Genomic DNA, 18,044 nt, shown 5'->3' on the forward strand with positions numbered 1-18,044 from the left:
GGAGAGAACCATGGGACTGCTTGTTGACGGGATTTGGGACACGGACGCCACAGGAGACAGCGTTGCCTCCGACCGCTTCGAACGCTCCAAGGCGCAGATCCGGAACTGGGTGACGAAAGATGGTTCTCCCGGTCCGAGCGGAAGCGCCGGGTTCAAGGCGGAAAGCAACCGATATCATCTCTATGTCGCCTGGAACTGTCCCTGGGCACACCGCACACTGTTGATGCGGGCACTCAAGGGACTGCAGGCACACATCCCGATTTCCGTTCTTGCTCCCAGGCGAACAGACGCGGGCTGGGTCTTCGATCCCGAAAACGGGTATATCGACACGCTGTCCGGTGCCTCGGCGCTCCACGAAGTCTACACGGCAGGCACGCAGGCCTATACGGGCCGTGTCACCGTCCCGGTCCTCTTCGATACGGTGTCCGTCAAACTGGTGAGCAACGAGTCTGCCGAGATCATTCGAATGTTCAACGGCGCTTTTCAGGACCTGGCGGAAAACAAGTCCGACTACAGCCCGGCACAGCTGCTTCCCGAGATCGATGACTGGAACGGGTACATCTATCCCAAACTGAACAACGGGGTTTACAGGGCCGGTTTTGCGCGGTCCCAGGCTGCCTATGACGAAGGGGTGCAGGATGTCTTCGAAGCTCTGGACAGGATCGAAAAGACGCTTGAAACCAACACGTGGCTTCTGGGCGACCGTCTGACGGAGGCCGACATCCGCCTGTTCCCGACGCTTGCGCGCTTCGATGTCGCCTATTGGAGTGCGTTCAAATGCAATCTCAGGCGCCTGATCGACTATCCCAACCTTTGGGCCTATGCCCGGCGCTTCTTCGCACTGCCGGGTGTTGCCGAAACAGTCAAACTTGATATCTACCGGCGCGGCTATCACTCGCCAAGCGAAGTGCGCAATCCGCATGGCATCGTTCCGCTTGGACCACTGGTCGACTTTTCACCGAAGCCGCTCTAGCCGTGCAGCTTGACCGCAACGCTTGCCGGAATTCTCAAGGTACCGACGCAGAAACGCGCAAGCGACTGCCGGAAGCGGGCAACGGCGCTTTCGTTCTCCGATGCGCCAGAGGTTACCGCGGCCGCGCGCAGGAACACGATGCGGCTGCGTCCGATCCGCTTGGCGATATCGAGGTCCTCCAGTTCGGGCAATGGCCGGTGGCCGCCTAGGGTCTGGTAGAACTGGCGTGAAATCAGCAGTCCCTGGTTTCCGTAAGGCATGCCGAGAAGTTGCGAGCGCATGGCCGCGATGGATTCGCTGATGCGGGCGCTCATGCCGAAGGCTTCATATCTCAGCCGGAAGCTGGCCGCAGTCCTTGTGCCGTTGGGCGCACGTCCGGCACGTTCGATAAACGCCTGTGCTTCGTGATGCCAGCCGCTTTCCAGAAGCGTTTCGGGCCGAAGGAACAAAAGCCAGTCGCCGCGTCTTGCGAGGCCTGCTCCGAAGGTGAGGCGCTCGCTTCGGGACATGTCCGCACGGCTCACCCAGTGACAGCCAGCGGCATCGGCGACACGCTCGGTCGCGTCGCTTGAGCCCCCATCCACGATAATGACTTCGCGAATGATGCCTTCCGCTGCAGCCGTTACCAGAGACGAAAGCGAATGCACCAGTTCGGTCTCTGAGTTCTTTGTCGGTACAATGACAGTTATCATGAGGCCGTCTTTTACATCAAAAATTCGCAAGTGCGAAATATCCGGGTTGTATCTGCCGGTTTTTTCGCTAATGTTCATGATATGTTCTCTCCATGTAGCGTATCGCAAGAATGAACACGGTCCTTCAACGCGTATCCGAAGCTGATCCCGATGACATCGTGCAGGCGGAAACCGCACGAGTGGCCGAAGACCGCCGTCGCGGGCGGGCCGCGGCACTGAACAAAAGCGGTCGTCATGAGCCGGTGTCGCTTGAAAGTTTCGATGATGGCTGGGACTCTCTGGACGATCTGCCCCCGCTAAAAACGGAGGTTCAGGAAGAGCGTGCACGCACCATCATCACCCGCAACGACTCTCCCGATCTTTCGTTCGACCGATCCATAAATCCCTACCGGGGTTGTGAGCATGGTTGCATCTACTGCTTCGCGCGTCCGACCCACGCCTATATGGGTCTGTCGCCCGGTCTCGATTTCGAAACCAGGCTGTTCGCCAAGCCGAATGCCGCCGCGCTTTTGGAACGGGAGCTCTCCAAACCCGGCTATGTTCCCCGCGTGATCGCCATCGGCACCAACACGGATCCCTATCAGCCTCTGGAGCGGAGCTATGGATTGATGCGCGAGATCCTGGACGTGCTCGACCGGAGTTCGCATCCGGTCGCGATTGTCACGAAGTCGGCGCTCGTGACGCGAGATATCGATATCCTGTCCAAGATGGCGGAGCGCAATCTCGTCAAAGTGGCCTTGTCCGTCACCACACTCGACAAAAAACTCTGCCGGGCCATGGAGCCGCGTGCGTCTGCGCCGCACAAACGCCTCAACGCAATCCGGGTGCTCTCCAACGCCGGCATACCGACCTCCGTGATGATGTCACCGATCATTCCGGCACTCACCGACAGCGAGATCGAGACCCTGCTCGCTACTGCAGCGGATCACGGAGCCCAAGAGGCCAGCTTCATCCTTTTGCGCCTGCCGCTTGAGGTCTCCGAACTGTTCCGGGACTGGCTCCTGCGCGCGCGTCCCGACCGCTACCGGCATGTCATGAGCCTGATCCGGTCCATGCGCGGCGGCAAGGACTATGATGCCAGATGGGGGGAACGCATGCGTGGACGCGGTCCATATGCCGATCAGATCGCAAAGCGGTTCTCGCTTGCGGCCAGACGGCTGGGTCTCAACCTGCGCCGGAAGAAGCTGAATACCGCAGACTTCGTGCAGCCTCAAAAAGGTGGTGTGCAACTCGACCTTTTCTGAGATTCCCGCTTGCGCATCGCCTGATCCGGCGGCAGCGTTTCCGGATGAGCCACGGCCCATCCCTCTTCGATTTGCCCTTTCCGGACAGCCCGGACCTGGACCTGGAGCGCCGCCATGCAGCTTCTTTCAACGGCGCCCTGTGCGGTGTCGACGAGGCAGGGCGCGGCCCGTGGGCAGGTCCGGTCGTCACCGCTGCCGTCGTGCTGGACTATGACAATGTCCCCGACAGGCTCAACGATTCAAAAAAACTCAGCGAAGCAAGGCGCGAAGAGCTGTTCGACAAGATCGTCGCCAGCGCTCACGTCTGCGCGGCGAGCGCATCACCAGAGACAATCGACGCGCTGAACATCCGCTCGGCAACCCTCTCCGCGATGGTCCGGGCCGTGAACGGTCTCGCCATCATACCGGATTACGTTCTGGTGGACGGGCGCGATGTGCCGCGCGGACTGAAGCAGCCGGGCCAGGCGCTTGTCAAAGGAGACGAGCGGTGTCTGTGTGTCGCGGCCGCTTCCATCATTGCCAAGGTCACGCGCGACAGGATGATGGTCCGCCTTGAAGACCATGTCCCCGGATACGGTTTCGCGCAGCACAAGGGATATGGCGTCCCGCAACATCAGGCCGCCCTGGCAGACCTTGGTCCCAGCGATCATCACCGGATGAGTTTCAAGCCTGTGCATCTTGCCCGAACGTGATGGCGAACCGGTCGGCTTCATTCGACCTGCTCCCGCTTCCGTCGTCCTTTCGGAAAAACGCAGCGGCAGCTGCGGACAGGTCCGGAACCCAGATCTGCCTCTCCTTCGTCATCCCGGACGCAGCGGAGCGGAGATCCGGGATCGGGGAGCCCGGCCCCGCCGATAGGGCCAAACAAGAGCGAATTAGCCGGTGCCTCCCCGGTCCCGGCTCGCGCTGCGCTTGGCCGGGATGACGAGCGGGGAGACAGCAAATCCGCATAGTGAAGAGGAACTGAATCAGCGCTCAGGTCAGGCAATGACGACTGGTACGCAGGCCGAATTCGCAAACGCTTTTCTCATCGCCGCCTCATCCTGATGACGGCCACAAGTATCCGGATGGACTGCACATCCCTGAGCCTGACGCCCGTCCTTCGAGACAGCGCGTACGCGCTTCCTCAGGATGAGGCTGGATTTGCGGCAAGGATATTGGTTCCAACGGGTACCCACGCAAGTCTCTTTCCGCCCACTTTTGCCTCCCCGTTCGTCATCCCGGACGCAGCGGAGCGGAGATCCGGGATCGGGGAGCCCGGCCCCGCTGATAGGGCCAGCAAATAAGCCAGTGCCTCCCCGGTCCCGGCTCGCGCTGCGCTTGGCCGGGATGACGAGCGGGGAGACAGCAAATCCGCATAGCGAAGAGGGACAGAATCAGTTCTCAGATTAGGTCATGCCATGGCTCGACCATGGCATCCATGCCGTTGCGTGCCCGGTTTCAAGGCCGTGCAATGCCGGGCCTCAATGGCATGGATTGCGAGATCAGGTCTGGCCATGACGACTGACACGAAGGCCGAATTCGCAATCGCTTTGCTCATCACGACATCATCCTGATGACGGCCGCAAGTATCCGGATTGGCCGCACATCCCTGAACCTGCCGCCCGTCCTTCGAGACAGCGCGCACGCGCTTCCTCAGGATGAGGCTGGATTTGCGGCAAGGATATTGGTTCCAACGGGTACCTACGGCAGGTCTCTTTCCGCCCACTTCTGCCTCTCCTTCGTCATCCCGGCTCGCGCTGCGCTTGGCCGGGAAGACGAACGGGGCGGTTGACACAAAAGGAGCCGGCGAAAAACAAAAGAGCGGCCCCGGGGCCGCTCCTGATTGTCTTGCTCGAACCGAACTGAAATCAGTTCAGACGTTCTTTCACCTGATCGATACTCTTGGACAGAATATCGTCGGCAACCTTGTCCTTGACCTTCGAGCTGAGGATCTCCTCGGCCGCTGCAACAGCGATGTCGGCAGCCTTGGCGCGTACCTCGGCGATTGCCTGCGTTTCCGCCTGGGCGATCTTGACTTCGGCGGCCTTTGTGCGCCGGGAAATCATTTCTTCCAGAGCCTGGTTGGTTTCAACCGTCAGACGCTCGGCCTCGGCAGTGGCTTCAGCGATGATCGCTTCAGCTTCGCCTTCCGCCTCGTGGCGCTTACGCTGATAATCAGACAAGAGAGCCTGGGCTTCTTCGCGCATCTTGCGCGCTTCTTCCAGTTCCTTGCGGATACCGTCGGCGCGGTTGTCAAGAGACCCGCCGATCTTGCCCGGCACCTTGAGATAGATGATCAGGGCGAAGAAGAGGATGAGACCAATAAGGGCCCAAAATGTTGCGTCCATAATGGTCTCCTCAGTCCATCGCCGATTTCAGCGCCTTCGTCAGATCGGTCTTTGTCGGAGCCTTGCCAATCAGCTGCTCAACAAGCGCTGACGTGGTGTCTCCGGCAATGTCTCCGATCTGGGACAAGGCCTCGGTCTTGATGCCTGCGATCTGCACTTCGGCAGCCTGCAGCTTCCCGTTCAGCTCCGATTCCGCCTTCTCGCGGCGAGCTTCCTGTTCTGCCTTCAGCTTGGCACGCGTGTCATGGGCGATGCTGTGTGCCTTGTTCCGGGCTTCAGCAAGAGCCTGCTCGTAAGCTGCGATCGCCGCGTCGGTTTCGTCTTTAAGGCGGTTTGCCTCTGAAAGATCACCGGCAATCCGGTCCTTCCGATCCTCAAGGATCCCTGCAATCCGCGGCATCGCCACGTTTTTCATGATCCAGTAGAAGATGCCGAAGGTGATGGCGAGCCAAAGCAGCTGGGACGCAAACGTGGTCGCGTCGAACGGCGGGAAGCCCACGCCGTGTTCGGCGGCCGTGTCAACGATCGCTGTCTGGCTTTCAGTGGTCGTATCGCCTGCCATTTCCTGTCTCCTAAATCCGGCTTGGCGACGCTGTCAGAGCGCCGCCACCGGAGTCGCATCTTTCGTCGCTGCTAGTGAGCGATTACGCGAACAGGATGAGGAAGGCGATCAGAAGGGAGAAAATGCCCAGAGCTTCCGTCACGGCGAAGCCGAAGATCAGGCGGCCGAACTGGCCGTCAGCTGCGGACGGGTTGCGCAGAGCGCCTGCGAGGTAGTTACCGAAGATGGTGCCGAGGCCGATGCCTGCACCGCCCATGCCGAGACATGCGATACCGGCACCGATGTATTTTGCTGCTTCTGCTTCCATGACACGTGCTCCTAGATGTGTTTGCAGATTTCTCACTTTCGGCGCTCAGGCCGTGTGATTTGGATAACCCTTAGTGTGAAGGATGAAGTGCGTCGTTCAGATACATGCAGGTCAGAACGGCGAAGACGTAGGCCTGCAGGAATGCCACCAGGAACTCCAGCGCCGTCAGGGCGACCGTCATTGCAAGGGGCAGGATCGCGCCGGCAATGCCGACTGCGCCCATGGCGCCGAGGCTGACGACGAAACCGGAGAAGACCTTCAGGGTGATGTGACCGGCGAGCATGTTCGCGAAGAGACGCACCGAAAGACTGATCGGACGCGACAGGAACGAGATCACCTCGATCATCGTCACCAGCGGGATGAGTGCACCCGGCACGCCGCTTGGAATGAACAGTTTGAGGAAACTCATGCCGTTGCGCATGAAGCCGTAGATGATGACCGTGAGAATCACCAGCATCGCCAGGGCGAAGGTGACGATGATGTGGCTCGTTATGGTGAAGAAATACGGGAACATCCCGAACAGGTTGGCGACCAGAACGAACATGAAAAGGGAAAACACCAGCGGGAAGAACCGCATCCCGTCCGTCCCCGTCGCGTCTCGCAGCGTTCCGGCTATGAACTCGTACATCATTTCCGACACCGACTGCACCCGGGTGGGCACGAGGCCTCTGCCGCTGGTCGAAAATATCAGAAATGCGGAGGTCGCCGCCACGGTCAAAACCATGAACAGGGAAGAGTTGGTAAATGAGAAATCCATGCCTCCGACTTCAATCGGAAAGATCTTCTGGATCTGGAACTGTGAGATCGGATCGTTCGCCACCGGCCAGCCTTCTTCGCTCGTTCACAACCACTGCGCCCTCGGGCGCGACAAATTCTATTCAGATCCGTCCTTGTCGCGGCGAAGTCCGACTTGCGGCTGCTCGACCACTCCGGCCGACCGCAACACATTCAGAACTCCCGCCGCGAAACCCAGAAGCAGGAAAATGATCAACCCGAAGGGCGCCGTTCCCAGCCACTGATCGGCAACCCAACCGATGCCGGCCCCGACCAGAACGCCTGCGATGAATTCCGAAGACAGTTTCATCGCCTGTGCATATCCGGTGGAATTGCTTTCAGACTTCCGCGCCGCCTTTTCCTCGACAGCGCGCTGGTCCTCAAGCTTCCGGTTCAGCTGAGCCCGCCGTTCCGACAGACCCGCTTGCGAAACATCGTCGTCGCGATCTTTATCTTGGTCGTTTTCCGAAGACATGTTCCTCTGTCCCCAGTGCCCCGACATGTCAGATCAATCAACAGGAGTGCCCCGTAAGCCGCGCGCACCATAGTCGGCACCTCATGCCGTGTCAAGGAGACTTGATTAATATTTATCCTATTGAAAAAACTGAGCTTTTTTACTTCAAAAGAAATTTGCAAGACCTAAGTTGTACGCCTGCTCCGAAGTGACGCAGGTCTTGGGGCCAAGGTCAGCCCGTTTCGCGGAATCGCTCCGCGGTCTCAAGGTCGACAGACACGAGCTGGGAAACGCCGCGTTCTGCCATGGTCACGCCGAAAAGACGGTTCATCCGCGCCATCGTGATCGGGTTGTGTGTAATCACGACAAACCGGGTTTCGGTACTGGCGGACATTTCGTCCAGCAAGTCGCAGTAACGTTCGACATTGGCGTCGTCCAGCGGTGCATCGACCTCGTCAAGAACGCAAATCGGCGCGGGATTGGTCAGGAAAACCGCGAAGATCAGGGACATGGCGGTCAACGCCTGCTCGCCCCCCGACAGAAGCGTCATGGTTTGCGGCTTCTTTCCCGGCGGTCTTGCAATGATTTCCAGACCCGCATCCAGCGGATCGTCGGAATCCACCAGTTGAAGCTCCGCCGTTCCGCCGCCGAACAGGTGCGTGAACAGGCGCTGAAAGTGGCCATTGACCACTTCGAAGGACGCCAGCAGGCGCTCGCGTGCTTCGCGATTGAGATTCGAGATACCCGTGCGCAAACGCCGGATCGCCTCGATCAGATCGTCCCGCTCAGAGGTCAGTGTTGTTTTCTGCTCATCGACCTCCTTGAGTTCTTCCTCTGCCCTGAGGTTCACGCCGCCAAGGCGCTCGCGTTCGGCCTTGAGCCTTTCCAGCTTGCGTTCGACACCGGTCGGGTCCGGCAAAGGCGCGTTTTCCTTCAGGCCGGCAATCTCAGGCAGGGCGGTAACAGCGACTTCGAGATCTTCATCGATGCGCCGCTCCAGAACGGCCTTGCGTTCCCGGGCCGCCTCGAAGCGTTCTTCGGCGCGAATCTTCTGCTCGCGCGCACCAGCCATCGCCTCCATCGCAGCTTTCGCCGCCCGGTCGACTTCGGAAAGGTCGAGTTCCGCCTGCTGCAGCTGGTCGTCCCGGGCCTTCTTTTCCTCCTCGGCCTTCGAAATGGCGGAAAAGAGATCCCGGCGCTTGATTTCAATATCGTCCGGTGCCTCGACCAGTTCGGCGCGTTCTTCCTCGGCTTCTTCGCGGCGTTCCGTCAGCACCGTGACCTGACGTGCAGCGTTCTGAGCGCGCGTTTTCCAGCCATCATATTCGCGCTTGATGGCTTCAAGCCGCCGGTCGCGCATCTGCTGTTCCCGGGCCAGTCCTTCCGAAACCGCCCGTGCCTCTGCATGCGCACCGCGCGCGGAGGCCACCTCGGCCTGCAGATCGGCGATGCGGCCCTCGAAATCAGTGCTCTCAGGCGTCGCGGCAAGCTGTTCTTCCCCTAACGCGGCCTGTTCACGTGCAAGTTCCGCCTCTTCGCCGAGCCGCTCGGCTCGCTCCTGCGCCGCTGCCCGTTTCGCTGACAGCTGCGCAACGGAGCGCTCTGCAAGGACGAGTGCTTCGCGGACCGAGGCCGCCGTGCGCTGTGCGTCCCTGACCTTGCCCCGGGCCACCTGCTCGGTCTCGGCATGACCGCGCACGTCGGCAGCTGCCTGTTCCAGCTCCTGCTGCCTGTCTTCGAACGTGCGCCGCGCCGTTTCGATTTCGTCGCCAAGCTCGATCAGCCGGTTCTTCTGCGAAAGCCGCTGCGCGGCCGGTGTCGGCGCATTTGCTGCAACGACAAAACCATCCCAGCGCCAGAGATCACCTTCGACGGAAACCAGTCTTTGTCCAGGTTTCAGTTGGCCACGAAGGGCCGGTCCCTCGTTCTGCGTGACGATGCCGATCTGACGCAGGCGGCGGGCGAGTTCTTCCGGAGCAATCACGACGTCGGACAGTGCGCGCACGCCCGCAGGCAGATCCGCATCCAGATCATGCGCAAGCGCCGCACCCCATCTCACCGGCGCACTTTCGCTCAGGGACGCGTCGAGATCTTCGCCCAATGCGGCACCGAGCGCGGTTTCAAAACCCTGTTCCACCTGGATCTTTTCAACGACGGGCGTGAAATCCTGATCAGCATGCGCGTTCAGCACCTGGTCCAGTGTCCGGGCCTCGGTCTCCAGGCCCTGCAAAAGCTGCTGTGCCTCGCTCAAGGGTGATCTTGCAGACTGTTCCCTGTCGCGCGCCTCGCGTGTGGCGGTCTCCGCGGCCTCGACGGTGGCTTCCGCTTCCATCAACGCTTCTTCGGCCAACTCCAGTTCTTCCCGGCTTTCGGAAATCCTGTCATGGCCGGCCATCTCGAGATCGATAACCTCAAGCGCAGATCGCGCATCCTGAACCTGTGCCAACAGCCGGTCGGCGCGCAAACGGCTTTCGGCAACCGCGCGTTCGAGCTGGCGCCGTTCGGCGCTGGCGCGGGCTTCTGCCGCGGTCAGGTCGGAAAGCTGCGTTTCCAGGTCGCGCACGATCTCTCCGGCCTCAGTGACCTTTTCCCCGGCAGTCTCCGTGCGCTCCTGTACGAGTTCGTTTTCCTCCACAAGCTCCGCCCGCTCTTCGGACAGGCGCTGCAGAACCTCATCGTTTTCAGAGGCCATCGACTGTTCGCGGCGGATATCGTCCGCCAGTTGCACAAGTCGGCGTTCCAGATCCTGCAGACGTTCCTTGACGCGGCGCTCTTCGGCATCCAGCTCGTTCCGCGCGATCACAAGCCTTTGCAGCGTCGCCGCAGCCTTAGCGGAGTCATCGCGCAGCTCAGGCAGCTTGTGCGCGGCGATTGCCTGCACACGTGCACTCTCGGCCTGCAGCGCGGTTGCCTCGTTGACCTGCTTCTGGGCCTCCGAGAACTGGACCTCCGCGGTGGTCAGCGCGTCGCGCGATTCGATCCAGCGGATATAGAGGATGGATGCTTCCGCCGCACGGATTTCAGAAGACAGATTGCGGTATCTGCTCGCCTGGCGGGACTGGCGCTTCAGGTTGTCCAGTTGCCCGTCAATCTGGACAAGAACATCTTCCAGCCGCTCCAGGTTCTGTTCTGCGGCCCTCAGGCGGATTTCCGCCTCGTGACGCCGCGAATGGAGACCCGAGATGCCGGCCGCCTCTTCCAGGATCTGCCGCCGTGCCGTCGGTTTTGCGGCGATCAGTTCCCCGATCTGTCCCTGACGCACCATGGCCGGTGAACGCGCACCGGTCGATGCATCGGCAAACAGCAGCTGCACATCCCGGGCACGCACGTCCTTGGCGTTGATCTTGTAGTTGGACCCCTGCTCGCGCTCGATGCGCCGGCTGACTTCCAGGAGGTCGGCATCATTGAACGCGGCGGGGGCCGTACGGTCCGGATTTTCAAGGAAAAGCGCGACTTCGGCCGTGTTGCGTGCCGGGCGGTTGAGGCTTCCGGAAAAGATGACGTCGTCCATGCCGGACGCACGCATGTTCTTGTAGGAGTTTTCGCCCATGACCCAGCGCAGGGCCTCGACGAGGTTGGATTTGCCGCAGCCGTTCGGTCCGACCACGCCCGTCAGTCCATCGCCGATGATGAATTCCATCGGTTCAACGAAGGACTTGAAGCCGACCACGCGGAGTTTCGAGAATCTCATCGGCACTCACCTCTTGGCGAAGCGAGTGCCGAACAGGGAATTGATTGATCGGCCCACAGACCAGTGCCCGGCGAAATTTCCGCCGGTTCAGAGCTCAGCGTCGATGAGTGCTCCCATCTGGTCAATCGACATTGCTCCCGGGTGCCGCGCACCGTTGATGAAGAATGTCGGCGTCGAACTCACCCCGAATTCATTCGCCGCACGATCTCTCACTGCATTTACTGCGTCAAGAAGACCCTGGTTTGTCAAGCATTCCTCGAAGGACTCCTGTGTAAATCCGATCTGTTTTGAAAAGTCGAGGAGCGAATTGTACGGATTGTCGGTAAATGCCCATGCGCGCTGGTTTTCGAACATGGTATCCACAATCTCGAAGTATTTCTCTGCAGGCGCACAGCGGGCCAGCATGAATGCTGCGGCGGAGACCGGATCCAGCGGGAATTCGCGGAAAATAAAGCGCACCTTGCCGGTGTCGACATATTGCTCCTTGAGCGGCTTCCATGTGTTCTTGTGGAAGTTTGCACAGTGGCCGCAGGTCATCGATGCATATTCCACCACCGTGACCGGCGCATTCTCCTCGCCCAGGATCTTGTCGCCGAGCGGACCAGGCACGAGAAGGTCATCCATGTCGACGGATTGAGCGAGGGCCGGGAAGCTTGCCGCAACACCAAATGCTGCGCTCGCCAGGGCAGTGGTCTTGAGAAACTGTCTGCGGGTCTGGGTCACTGGGTCGTCCTGTCACTTGTTAAACGCGCAGCACCTCTTGGTGCCGGTTCTATCGCTTCATTTGCCCTTTGCGGCAACAATCGTCAACAAGGCTTATCAAATGTGGCAGGAGAGAGGACAGCAGAAAGCTGCGTTTCACGATGATGTTATTGTCCCGTTATTGCTCTTCGGAGCCATCGCGGGCGGCAGGGTCAGGCCGCTTCGTCCGCGTGTTTGGCGATCACCTGCGCGCCAAGCTTTTTCAGGGCCTCGCGCAAACGGGTGTTGTGCACGCCTTCCAGCTGCTCATCGAGTTTTTTCTCTTCCTTGTCCGTCAGTGACCGCAGCTGTTTGCGCTCTGACGCCGTTTTCACCGGAACAGGCTTTTGCAGGATCTTGATACGGCCAATGGCTGCCCAGCCATAGAACGTGTTGATGCGCTCGATCACCTGGGCGCTCTCATGCGACAGCAAAAGCGCGGTCGCCCCATCCGTGTGCACCACCAGTGTTGCAGGCTGCGGCGGTGTTTCCGGATCTGTCAGTTCCGGCTGACGCGGCCAGACAAGCTTGTCTGGCTGAACCCGGCCACCGTAGCGCTCGCCGACGATGTCTGCCCAGGCCGCAACGATATCGACGGACGCAAAGCCGCGCTTGCGGCAGGCAGGGGTCATCGCCTTGCCGACAAGATCAGCAAGCTGTTTCGCCTCGGGAGGCTTGCGGTGTGCATTTGCCTTCGTCACGCTGTTGACCTACTTCCTCAACCGGTGGCCCGGCTGGACCCGTTTTGCCACGGATCGCAGATTAAGGTGTTGTGTCCCAATAAAATACGACAAAAAGACGACGAATACTTGATGCGAAGCCCGCCATCCATCAACTCTACCCAAGTTGTCCCCAGGCTTTCCAAAGGGACACTCTCCGTTACACTGACGAGTACACCGCCTATCTCATGACAAATGCTTCACTCAGTCAATCATTGCTCAAATGGTACGACCGGCATGCGCGGCGCCTGCCGTGGCGTGTTTCGCCGGAAGACAGAAGGCTCGGTGAAGTTCCCGATCCCTACAGGATATGGCTGTCAGAAGTGATGCTGCAACAAACCACAGTTGCAGCTGTGAAAGATTACTTCGAGAAATTCACGAAGACATGGCCGCGGGTCGAGGATCTGGCTGCAGCCGAGGAAGAAGACGTCATGAAGGCCTGGGCCGGTCTGGGGTATTATTCGCGCGCCCGGAACCTGAAGAAATGCGCGGAAGCCATCGCACACAAACACGAAGGCCGGTTTCCGGAGACGGAAGACGCGCTTCTCGATCTTCCCGGCATAGGTCCTTACACCGCGGCAGCCATTGCAACGATCGCCTTCGACCGGCACGCCGCCGTTGTCGACGGCAATGTCGAACGCGTGCTGTCCCGGCTGAGACAGATCGAAACGCCGCTTCCGGCGGCGAAAACGGAAATCAGGCAGGAAATGGCGGCACTCACGCCGGAAGACCGTCCCGGCGATTTCGCGCAGGCCGTCATGGATCTCGGCGCAACGATCTGCACACCCAGGCGCCCTGCCTGCGGACTGTGCCCTTGGATGGCAGAGTGCCATGTTCAGAACTCCAGCATCGCCGAGACCCTTCCGCGAAAAGCCCCGAAGAAGGAGAAGCCGACCCGGTTCGGCGCGGCGTTTGTCGCCGTCGACAAGTCAACTGGGGCGGTGCTGCTCAGACGCCGCGCGCCAAGGGGACTGCTTGGAGGCATGACCGAAGTTCCCGGCACGGACTGGTCGGAGACTTTCGACGTTGCGACGGCGCTCGAAGCTGCCCCCTTTCAGGACACATGGCAGGTCTGCACCGGTGACGTCAGGCACACGTTCACGCATTTTCATCTCCGCTTGCAGGTGTTCAAGGCCGATACCACGACAAGCGCCGCAGAGAGCGTCGACGGAGCCTGGTGGTCACCGGCGGACGCCCTTGCGGAAGAAGCCCTTCCCACGGTTATGCGAAAGGTATTGGCGGTCGCACTAGCCTGAGGCCGCACACGGGCGACCGGGCGCTCAGATGATTTCCCCGACATCAATCCTGTTGCCATCCGGATCGGTAAAAACGAAGGCCCGCAGGCCGTAATCCTTGTCCTGCAGGCTTTTGATGATGCGCAGTCCGTGCGCCTGACACATCCGGTAGGTTTCGGCTGCATCGGAGACAAGCATGTGCGCCACGTTGAACGTGGCCGCCTTGTGCGTCTTCTGGAGCGTCAAGTGCAGTTCGGCATCGTCCTTTTGCAGGATCATGAACCCGACCGGATCTCCATTCTCGAAGACCTTTTCGAACCCAAACACCTCCCTGTAGATCCGGAAGGATTCATCTATGTTGCTGACGGGCAGCATCGGCGCGATCCGGCCGAGCTTCACTCCATTCGTTGTTTCGGAGGGCATGGCCTTCCTCTTGTTCGGATGCGCTCCACTCTCCGGGTCCGGGCGGTGCCGGTTTCGAAGGCGGATCTGCGCTGTTCAGGGCGGTGCCCGAACCGAGCATAGCAAAGCAAGACGCCATTTCAAGAAGTCGGAAACACGCGCAAAGAGGTGTTCCAAATGGTCTGCCGCCAGCGTCGCCCTCGCGGCGGAAAAATGGTATGAATTTGCAGCTATAGTGAGAAGGAATTCGTTATGCCCTTAATAGTTGGTGATATTGAAATCCATCTTGGCCCCCAGGAACACGGTGGCCCCGATTCGCTTCTTGACCCGATCCTTGAATTCATTGGCCGCGCGGGCAGCAGGCAGAACCTGATGATCGCGGTGCAGGAGATCGACAATCCGGCGATCGCCAATGCCATTATCCAGGCACGGCTGCGGGGCGCGGTCATCGATCTCGTTGTCGAGCAGAGCTACCTGCTGGCGGCAAAGAAGCCGAAAGACCTGGCTGGCGCGCATGCTCCGGGCGGCAAGCACGAAATCAACCGCGAGCTGTTCAACGCCATCCTGCGCTCGACCGCAGACGTAAAGGTCGATTTCAACCCGAATATCTTCCACCAGAAATTCATGGTGCTCGGCAACCGGGTGCTGACCGGTTCAACGAACTTCACCACCACCGGCGTCACGAAGAACCTGAACCATGTCGTCGTGGTCAACGACGCCGAAGTCGCCAATGCCTACAAGAAGGAATTCAAGGAAATCAGGGAGGGCCGTTTCGGCAAGTTCTCCGTCGCACATGGGCCCGCTCCCAAGGAAGCAAAGGTGTCAGGCATCCGCGTGAAACCCCTGTTCGCCCCCGATCACGCGCCGGAAATGGAGATCATGAAACAGATCCTGAAAGCCAGGGAGCGGGTCGATTTTGCAGCGTTCACATTCGCCCAGTCCTCGGGTATCGATGACGCGCTGATTGCCGCGCACAAAAACGGGATCACCATCAATGGCGTACTTGACCGCCGTCAGGCCAACCAGAAATGGGCGGCCAAGCACTCGCTTCACGATGCCGGCATTCACGTGGCTGTCGCAGGCGGGCGCGGCCAACTCGGCAAGGTGCACCACAAGCTGATGACGATCGACAACAAGGTCTCGATCTTCGGCAGCTTCAACTACACAAAGCCGGCAAACAAATCGAATGATGAAAACATCATCGTCGTCGGCGAAGTGAGCGAGACGGATACAGCCGCAAAGGCCGCGCAGAAGAAGATTGCACTTGCCGCACGCGCAGAGATCGACCGGATCATTGCCGATTTCGGCGAATAGGTGGACAGGACAACAGCTCCATCCCCAGGTTTCGGGGAGCGCCTGACGGGCGTTTGCGGACAATCGGGCGGCGAGCTTGATCAAACTCAGATCGGGAAAATCACTGGAAAGCAACAAAGGCATTGCGATCCCGCGCCGAAAGCGATTGAAGTGAAGGGACAACCTCACGGATCCATCCCATGTTCACCTTCGCCCTACCCGCGCTTTTCACGTCATCCGAATGCAGTGGAATCCTTCATCTGAGCCAAGGCAAAACGCAGGACAGCGGCGGCCTTGTCGGAGGGGTACAGCAATCAGACATTCGCCGCGCCAGAATCAGCTGGCTCGACGATGAAGGCCCGGCGGCCTGGGTGATGAAGCGCATCATGGAAGCGGTCGCGCAGGCGAACCGTGAGGCATTCGACTTCGATATCACAGAATTCCGGGAGCGGCTGCAGGTTGCCCGATACGACGGGGGCGAAGCGGGTCACTACGACTGGCACTCGGATATCGGCGAAGGCCGGATCGCCCAGTTCAGAAAGGCGACGATCGTGACGCAACTCTCACCGTCCAATGAATATGAAGGTGGCGGGCTTGAAATCAATCTCGGGAACCGGATCATGTCCGTACCGCGGGATCAGGGAAGTGCCGTCGTGTTCGCGAGTTTCATGCTCCACAGGGTCGTTCCCGTGACGAGGGGAGCCCGGTCGTCCCTGACATGCTGGAGCCATGGCCCCCGGTTTCGATGAAGCGTCGCGTCCCTGTACTAACCGTATAAACAAGAACGCGCGTCTGTCGTATCAACGGTCCGATTGGATCATCCGCAGAAGCGTGTAAATCCGCATTCACTTTTTCCTCATCCAAATTTGTCCGGCGGCCGTACTCCATCGCAACACAGGTTACAGCAACCCCTTGTATCCGTTCGGGAAAAATACCGTTTCCCGGAACGCCTTATCCTTGCCTGTGTCTAGCTCGGGAGTGAGTCATGAAACTGATCCAGAAATTCGTCTTCGCCCTTCTTCTTGTTCTGCCGCTGTCCGCCGCGAAAGCCGGCGAAAAAGATATCGTCGACACGGCTGTCGGTGCAGGTTCCTTTAACACCCTAGTCGCTGCGGTTCAGGCGGCCGGTCTCGTGGACACGCTCAAGGGTGAAGGCCCTTTCACCGTCTTCGCGCCGACCGATGAAGCGTTCGCAGCCCTGCCTGAAGGCACGGTTGAAAACCTGCTGAAGCCGGAAAACAAGGATCAGCTGGTTGCCATCCTGACCTACCATGTCGTTCCGGGCAAAGTGATGTCCTCCGATATCGCCGGCAAGAAAGCTGAAGTTGCGTCCGTACAGGGCAGTGAGATCTCCGTCGACGCCACAGACGGCGTAAAGGTTGACGGCGCGAAGGTTGTCAGCGCCGACATCGAAACCTCCAACGGCGTCATCCACGTCATCGACGCCGTGATCCTGCCGAAGTCCTAAGGCTCAGACGGGTACGTCCTTAGCCCCATCATGTACCCGCTGAAGGCGCGGTCTCTCACGAGGCCGCGCCTTATTCGTTGTTTCCCGATACATTTGCGGCGATCCGGCTCTTCGGACCAGATAACGTTTTGCCGCCCTGCCTTCCTGACAAAAAATATTTCCGTCGCGATGAACTGGGTCTGGACACGCACCGTAAAATAGTCCAGAACACTTTCTAGAATAATTCTAAACTAACAATTCCACGAACTCGCAAGGAGAGGTTTCCATGAAGGGAAGTGAGAAGGTTATCGAACGCCTGAACGAAGCACTGTTTCTGGAGCTGGGTGCCATCAACCAGTACTGGCTTCACTACCGCCTCCTGAGTGACTGGGGCTTTGCGCGCCTTGCCAAGAAGGAGCGCGAAGAATCCATCGAGGAAATGCAACACGCGGACAAGCTGACGGATCGGATCATCTTCCTGGAAGGTCATCCGAACATGCAGAAAGTCGCGCCGCTTCGCATCGGCCAGAACATCAAGGAAGTTCTGGAAAGCGACCTTGCTGGCGAGTATGAGGCGCGCACATCCTACAAGACATCCCGTGACATTTGCCGTGACGAAGGCGACTACGTTTCCATGGCACTTTTCGAAGAACTGCTCGCGGACGAGGAAGGCCATATCGACTTCCTGGAAACCCAGCTTGAGCTTCTGGAGAAGATCGGTGAAGAGCGCTACGGCCTGCTGAACGCCGCACCGGCTGACGAAGCCGAGTAAAACGAAGACACCTCGAAAACAATTGAGCGCGCGCCCAAAAAGGCGCGCGTTTTGTTTAATCCGCAACCGCCTCGTTAACGTAGAGTTAATATGACTTGAGGAGGCAGGCATGCAGAAAGAAAGACTGACACAACTGGCGGATATGCTTGAAGCCCAGATCCAGATCCTGACGGACAACGGATACGCGAGGGAAGCCGATGTCGCCAGGCAGGAAGTTGTTTCATTGAGACTGTTGGCGGGCGTGACAGACTAAACGGCAAGGATATCGTAGCGGCCTGACCGGTCTTCAGCGCGAATTATGTCTGGGTCCCGGATCAGCGCGCAGCGCTCGCAGCGCGTGTCCGGAAAGACAGGTTCTTTATGCGTCTGCGATGCGGGCAAGCATTGCGCGCCGGAGCCAAGTAGCCC

20 protein-coding genes are annotated in these 18,044 nt (G+C 59.4%); 10 read left to right on the plus strand and 10 right to left on the minus strand.

Annotation, left to right across the window (positions count from 1 at the left end; translation table 11 throughout):
* Positions 1-10: 10 nt before the first annotated feature.
* The gene (locus RDA78_RS29215; RefSeq protein ID WP_434053250.1) at positions 11-973 is read left to right on the plus strand and encodes a glutathione S-transferase family protein; all 963 of its coding nucleotides are present in this window, start codon (positions 11-13) and stop codon (positions 971-973) included.
* On the opposite strand, the gene RDA78_RS29220 is transcribed toward RDA78_RS29215, so the two are convergent.
* Positions 970-1,665: a glycosyltransferase gene (locus tag RDA78_RS29220; RefSeq protein ID WP_434053251.1), complete on the minus strand. Its 696-nt coding sequence runs from the start codon at positions 1,663-1,665 to the stop codon at positions 970-972. The genes RDA78_RS29215 and RDA78_RS29220 overlap by 4 nt on opposite strands.
* Positions 1,666-1,775: 110 nt before the next feature.
* Here RDA78_RS29220 and RDA78_RS29225 point away from each other — a divergent pair, with 110 nt between their 5' ends.
* The 3 genes from RDA78_RS29225 to RDA78_RS29235 all read left to right on the plus strand — a co-directional run bounded on the left by RDA78_RS29225 (position 1,776) and on the right by RDA78_RS29235 (position 4,683).
* Positions 1,776-2,909: a PA0069 family radical SAM protein gene (locus RDA78_RS29225; protein ID WP_434053252.1), complete on the plus strand. Its 1,134-nt coding sequence runs from the start codon at positions 1,776-1,778 to the stop codon at positions 2,907-2,909.
* A gap of 44 nt (positions 2,910-2,953) precedes the next feature.
* Entirely contained in the window at positions 2,954-3,601 is a 648-nt protein-coding gene (locus tag RDA78_RS29230) for a ribonuclease HII (RefSeq protein ID WP_434053253.1), read from the plus strand.
* Positions 3,602-4,464: 863 nt separating this feature from the next.
* Positions 4,465-4,683 (plus strand): hypothetical protein, encoded by a 219-nt coding sequence (locus tag RDA78_RS29235; protein ID WP_434053254.1) that lies wholly within the window; start codon positions 4,465-4,467, stop codon positions 4,681-4,683.
* 76 nt (positions 4,684-4,759) lie between these two features.
* Here the strand turns inward: RDA78_RS29235 and RDA78_RS29240 are convergent, their stop codons facing one another.
* The 8 genes from RDA78_RS29240 to RDA78_RS29275 form a co-directional block, all read right to left on the minus strand.
* The gene (locus RDA78_RS29240; protein WP_434053255.1) at positions 4,760-5,239 is read right to left on the minus strand and encodes a F0F1 ATP synthase subunit B; all 480 of its coding nucleotides are present in this window, start codon (positions 5,237-5,239) and stop codon (positions 4,760-4,762) included.
* Between the two features lie 10 nt (positions 5,240-5,249).
* Positions 5,250-5,801: a F0F1 ATP synthase subunit B gene (locus RDA78_RS29245; RefSeq protein WP_434053256.1), complete on the minus strand. Its 552-nt coding sequence runs from the start codon at positions 5,799-5,801 to the stop codon at positions 5,250-5,252.
* Positions 5,802-5,883: 82 nt separating this feature from the next.
* Positions 5,884-6,108 (minus strand): F0F1 ATP synthase subunit C, encoded by a 225-nt coding sequence (locus RDA78_RS29250; protein WP_055111220.1) that lies wholly within the window; start codon positions 6,106-6,108, stop codon positions 5,884-5,886.
* Positions 6,109-6,178: 70 nt separating this feature from the next.
* Positions 6,179-6,928: a F0F1 ATP synthase subunit A gene (locus tag RDA78_RS29255; protein WP_434053257.1), complete on the minus strand. Its 750-nt coding sequence runs from the start codon at positions 6,926-6,928 to the stop codon at positions 6,179-6,181.
* A 54-nt stretch (positions 6,929-6,982) separates the two neighbouring features.
* Complete coding sequence (locus tag RDA78_RS29260; RefSeq protein ID WP_434053258.1) at positions 6,983-7,357, minus strand: AtpZ/AtpI family protein; 375 nt, start codon at positions 7,355-7,357, stop codon at positions 6,983-6,985.
* A gap of 211 nt (positions 7,358-7,568) precedes the next feature.
* Positions 7,569-11,027: a chromosome segregation protein SMC gene (gene smc, locus RDA78_RS29265; protein WP_434053259.1), complete on the minus strand. Its 3,459-nt coding sequence runs from the start codon at positions 11,025-11,027 to the stop codon at positions 7,569-7,571.
* Between the two features lie 87 nt (positions 11,028-11,114).
* Positions 11,115-11,750: a thioredoxin domain-containing protein gene (locus RDA78_RS29270; protein ID WP_434053260.1), complete on the minus strand. Its 636-nt coding sequence runs from the start codon at positions 11,748-11,750 to the stop codon at positions 11,115-11,117.
* Between the two features lie 191 nt (positions 11,751-11,941).
* The gene (locus RDA78_RS29275; protein WP_434053261.1) at positions 11,942-12,469 is read right to left on the minus strand and encodes a DUF721 domain-containing protein; all 528 of its coding nucleotides are present in this window, start codon (positions 12,467-12,469) and stop codon (positions 11,942-11,944) included.
* A 206-nt stretch (positions 12,470-12,675) separates the two neighbouring features.
* On the opposite strand from RDA78_RS29275, the gene mutY reads away from it, so the two are divergent.
* The gene (gene mutY / locus RDA78_RS29280; protein ID WP_434053262.1) at positions 12,676-13,743 is read left to right on the plus strand and encodes an A/G-specific adenine glycosylase; all 1,068 of its coding nucleotides are present in this window, start codon (positions 12,676-12,678) and stop codon (positions 13,741-13,743) included.
* A 24-nt stretch (positions 13,744-13,767) separates the two neighbouring features.
* On the opposite strand, the gene RDA78_RS29285 is transcribed toward mutY, so the two are convergent.
* Entirely contained in the window at positions 13,768-14,145 is a 378-nt protein-coding gene (locus RDA78_RS29285) for a VOC family protein (RefSeq protein ID WP_434053263.1), read from the minus strand.
* Between the two features lie 231 nt (positions 14,146-14,376).
* On the opposite strand from RDA78_RS29285, the gene RDA78_RS29290 reads away from it, so the two are divergent.
* The 5 genes from RDA78_RS29290 (at position 14,377) to RDA78_RS29310 (ending at position 17,889) form a co-directional block, all read left to right on the plus strand.
* Entirely contained in the window at positions 14,377-15,438 is a 1,062-nt protein-coding gene (locus RDA78_RS29290; RefSeq protein ID WP_434053264.1) for a phospholipase D-like domain-containing protein, read from the plus strand.
* 179 nt (positions 15,439-15,617) lie between these two features.
* Complete coding sequence (locus RDA78_RS29295; RefSeq protein ID WP_434053265.1) at positions 15,618-16,166, plus strand: 2OG-Fe(II) oxygenase; 549 nt, start codon at positions 15,618-15,620, stop codon at positions 16,164-16,166.
* Positions 16,167-16,402: 236 nt separating this feature from the next.
* The gene (locus RDA78_RS29300; protein WP_434053266.1) at positions 16,403-16,885 is read left to right on the plus strand and encodes a fasciclin domain-containing protein; all 483 of its coding nucleotides are present in this window, start codon (positions 16,403-16,405) and stop codon (positions 16,883-16,885) included.
* Between the two features lie 265 nt (positions 16,886-17,150).
* Complete coding sequence (bfr, locus tag RDA78_RS29305) at positions 17,151-17,636, plus strand: bacterioferritin (RefSeq protein ID WP_306140961.1); 486 nt, start codon at positions 17,151-17,153, stop codon at positions 17,634-17,636.
* A 109-nt stretch (positions 17,637-17,745) separates the two neighbouring features.
* Entirely contained in the window at positions 17,746-17,889 is a 144-nt protein-coding gene (locus RDA78_RS29310) for a hypothetical protein (protein ID WP_434053267.1), read from the plus strand.
* The last annotated feature ends 155 nt before the right edge of the window (positions 17,890-18,044 follow it).

The sequence above is a fragment of the Roseibium sp. genome (assembly GCF_051016195.1).
Classification (GTDB): domain Bacteria; phylum Pseudomonadota; class Alphaproteobacteria; order Rhizobiales; family Stappiaceae; genus Roseibium.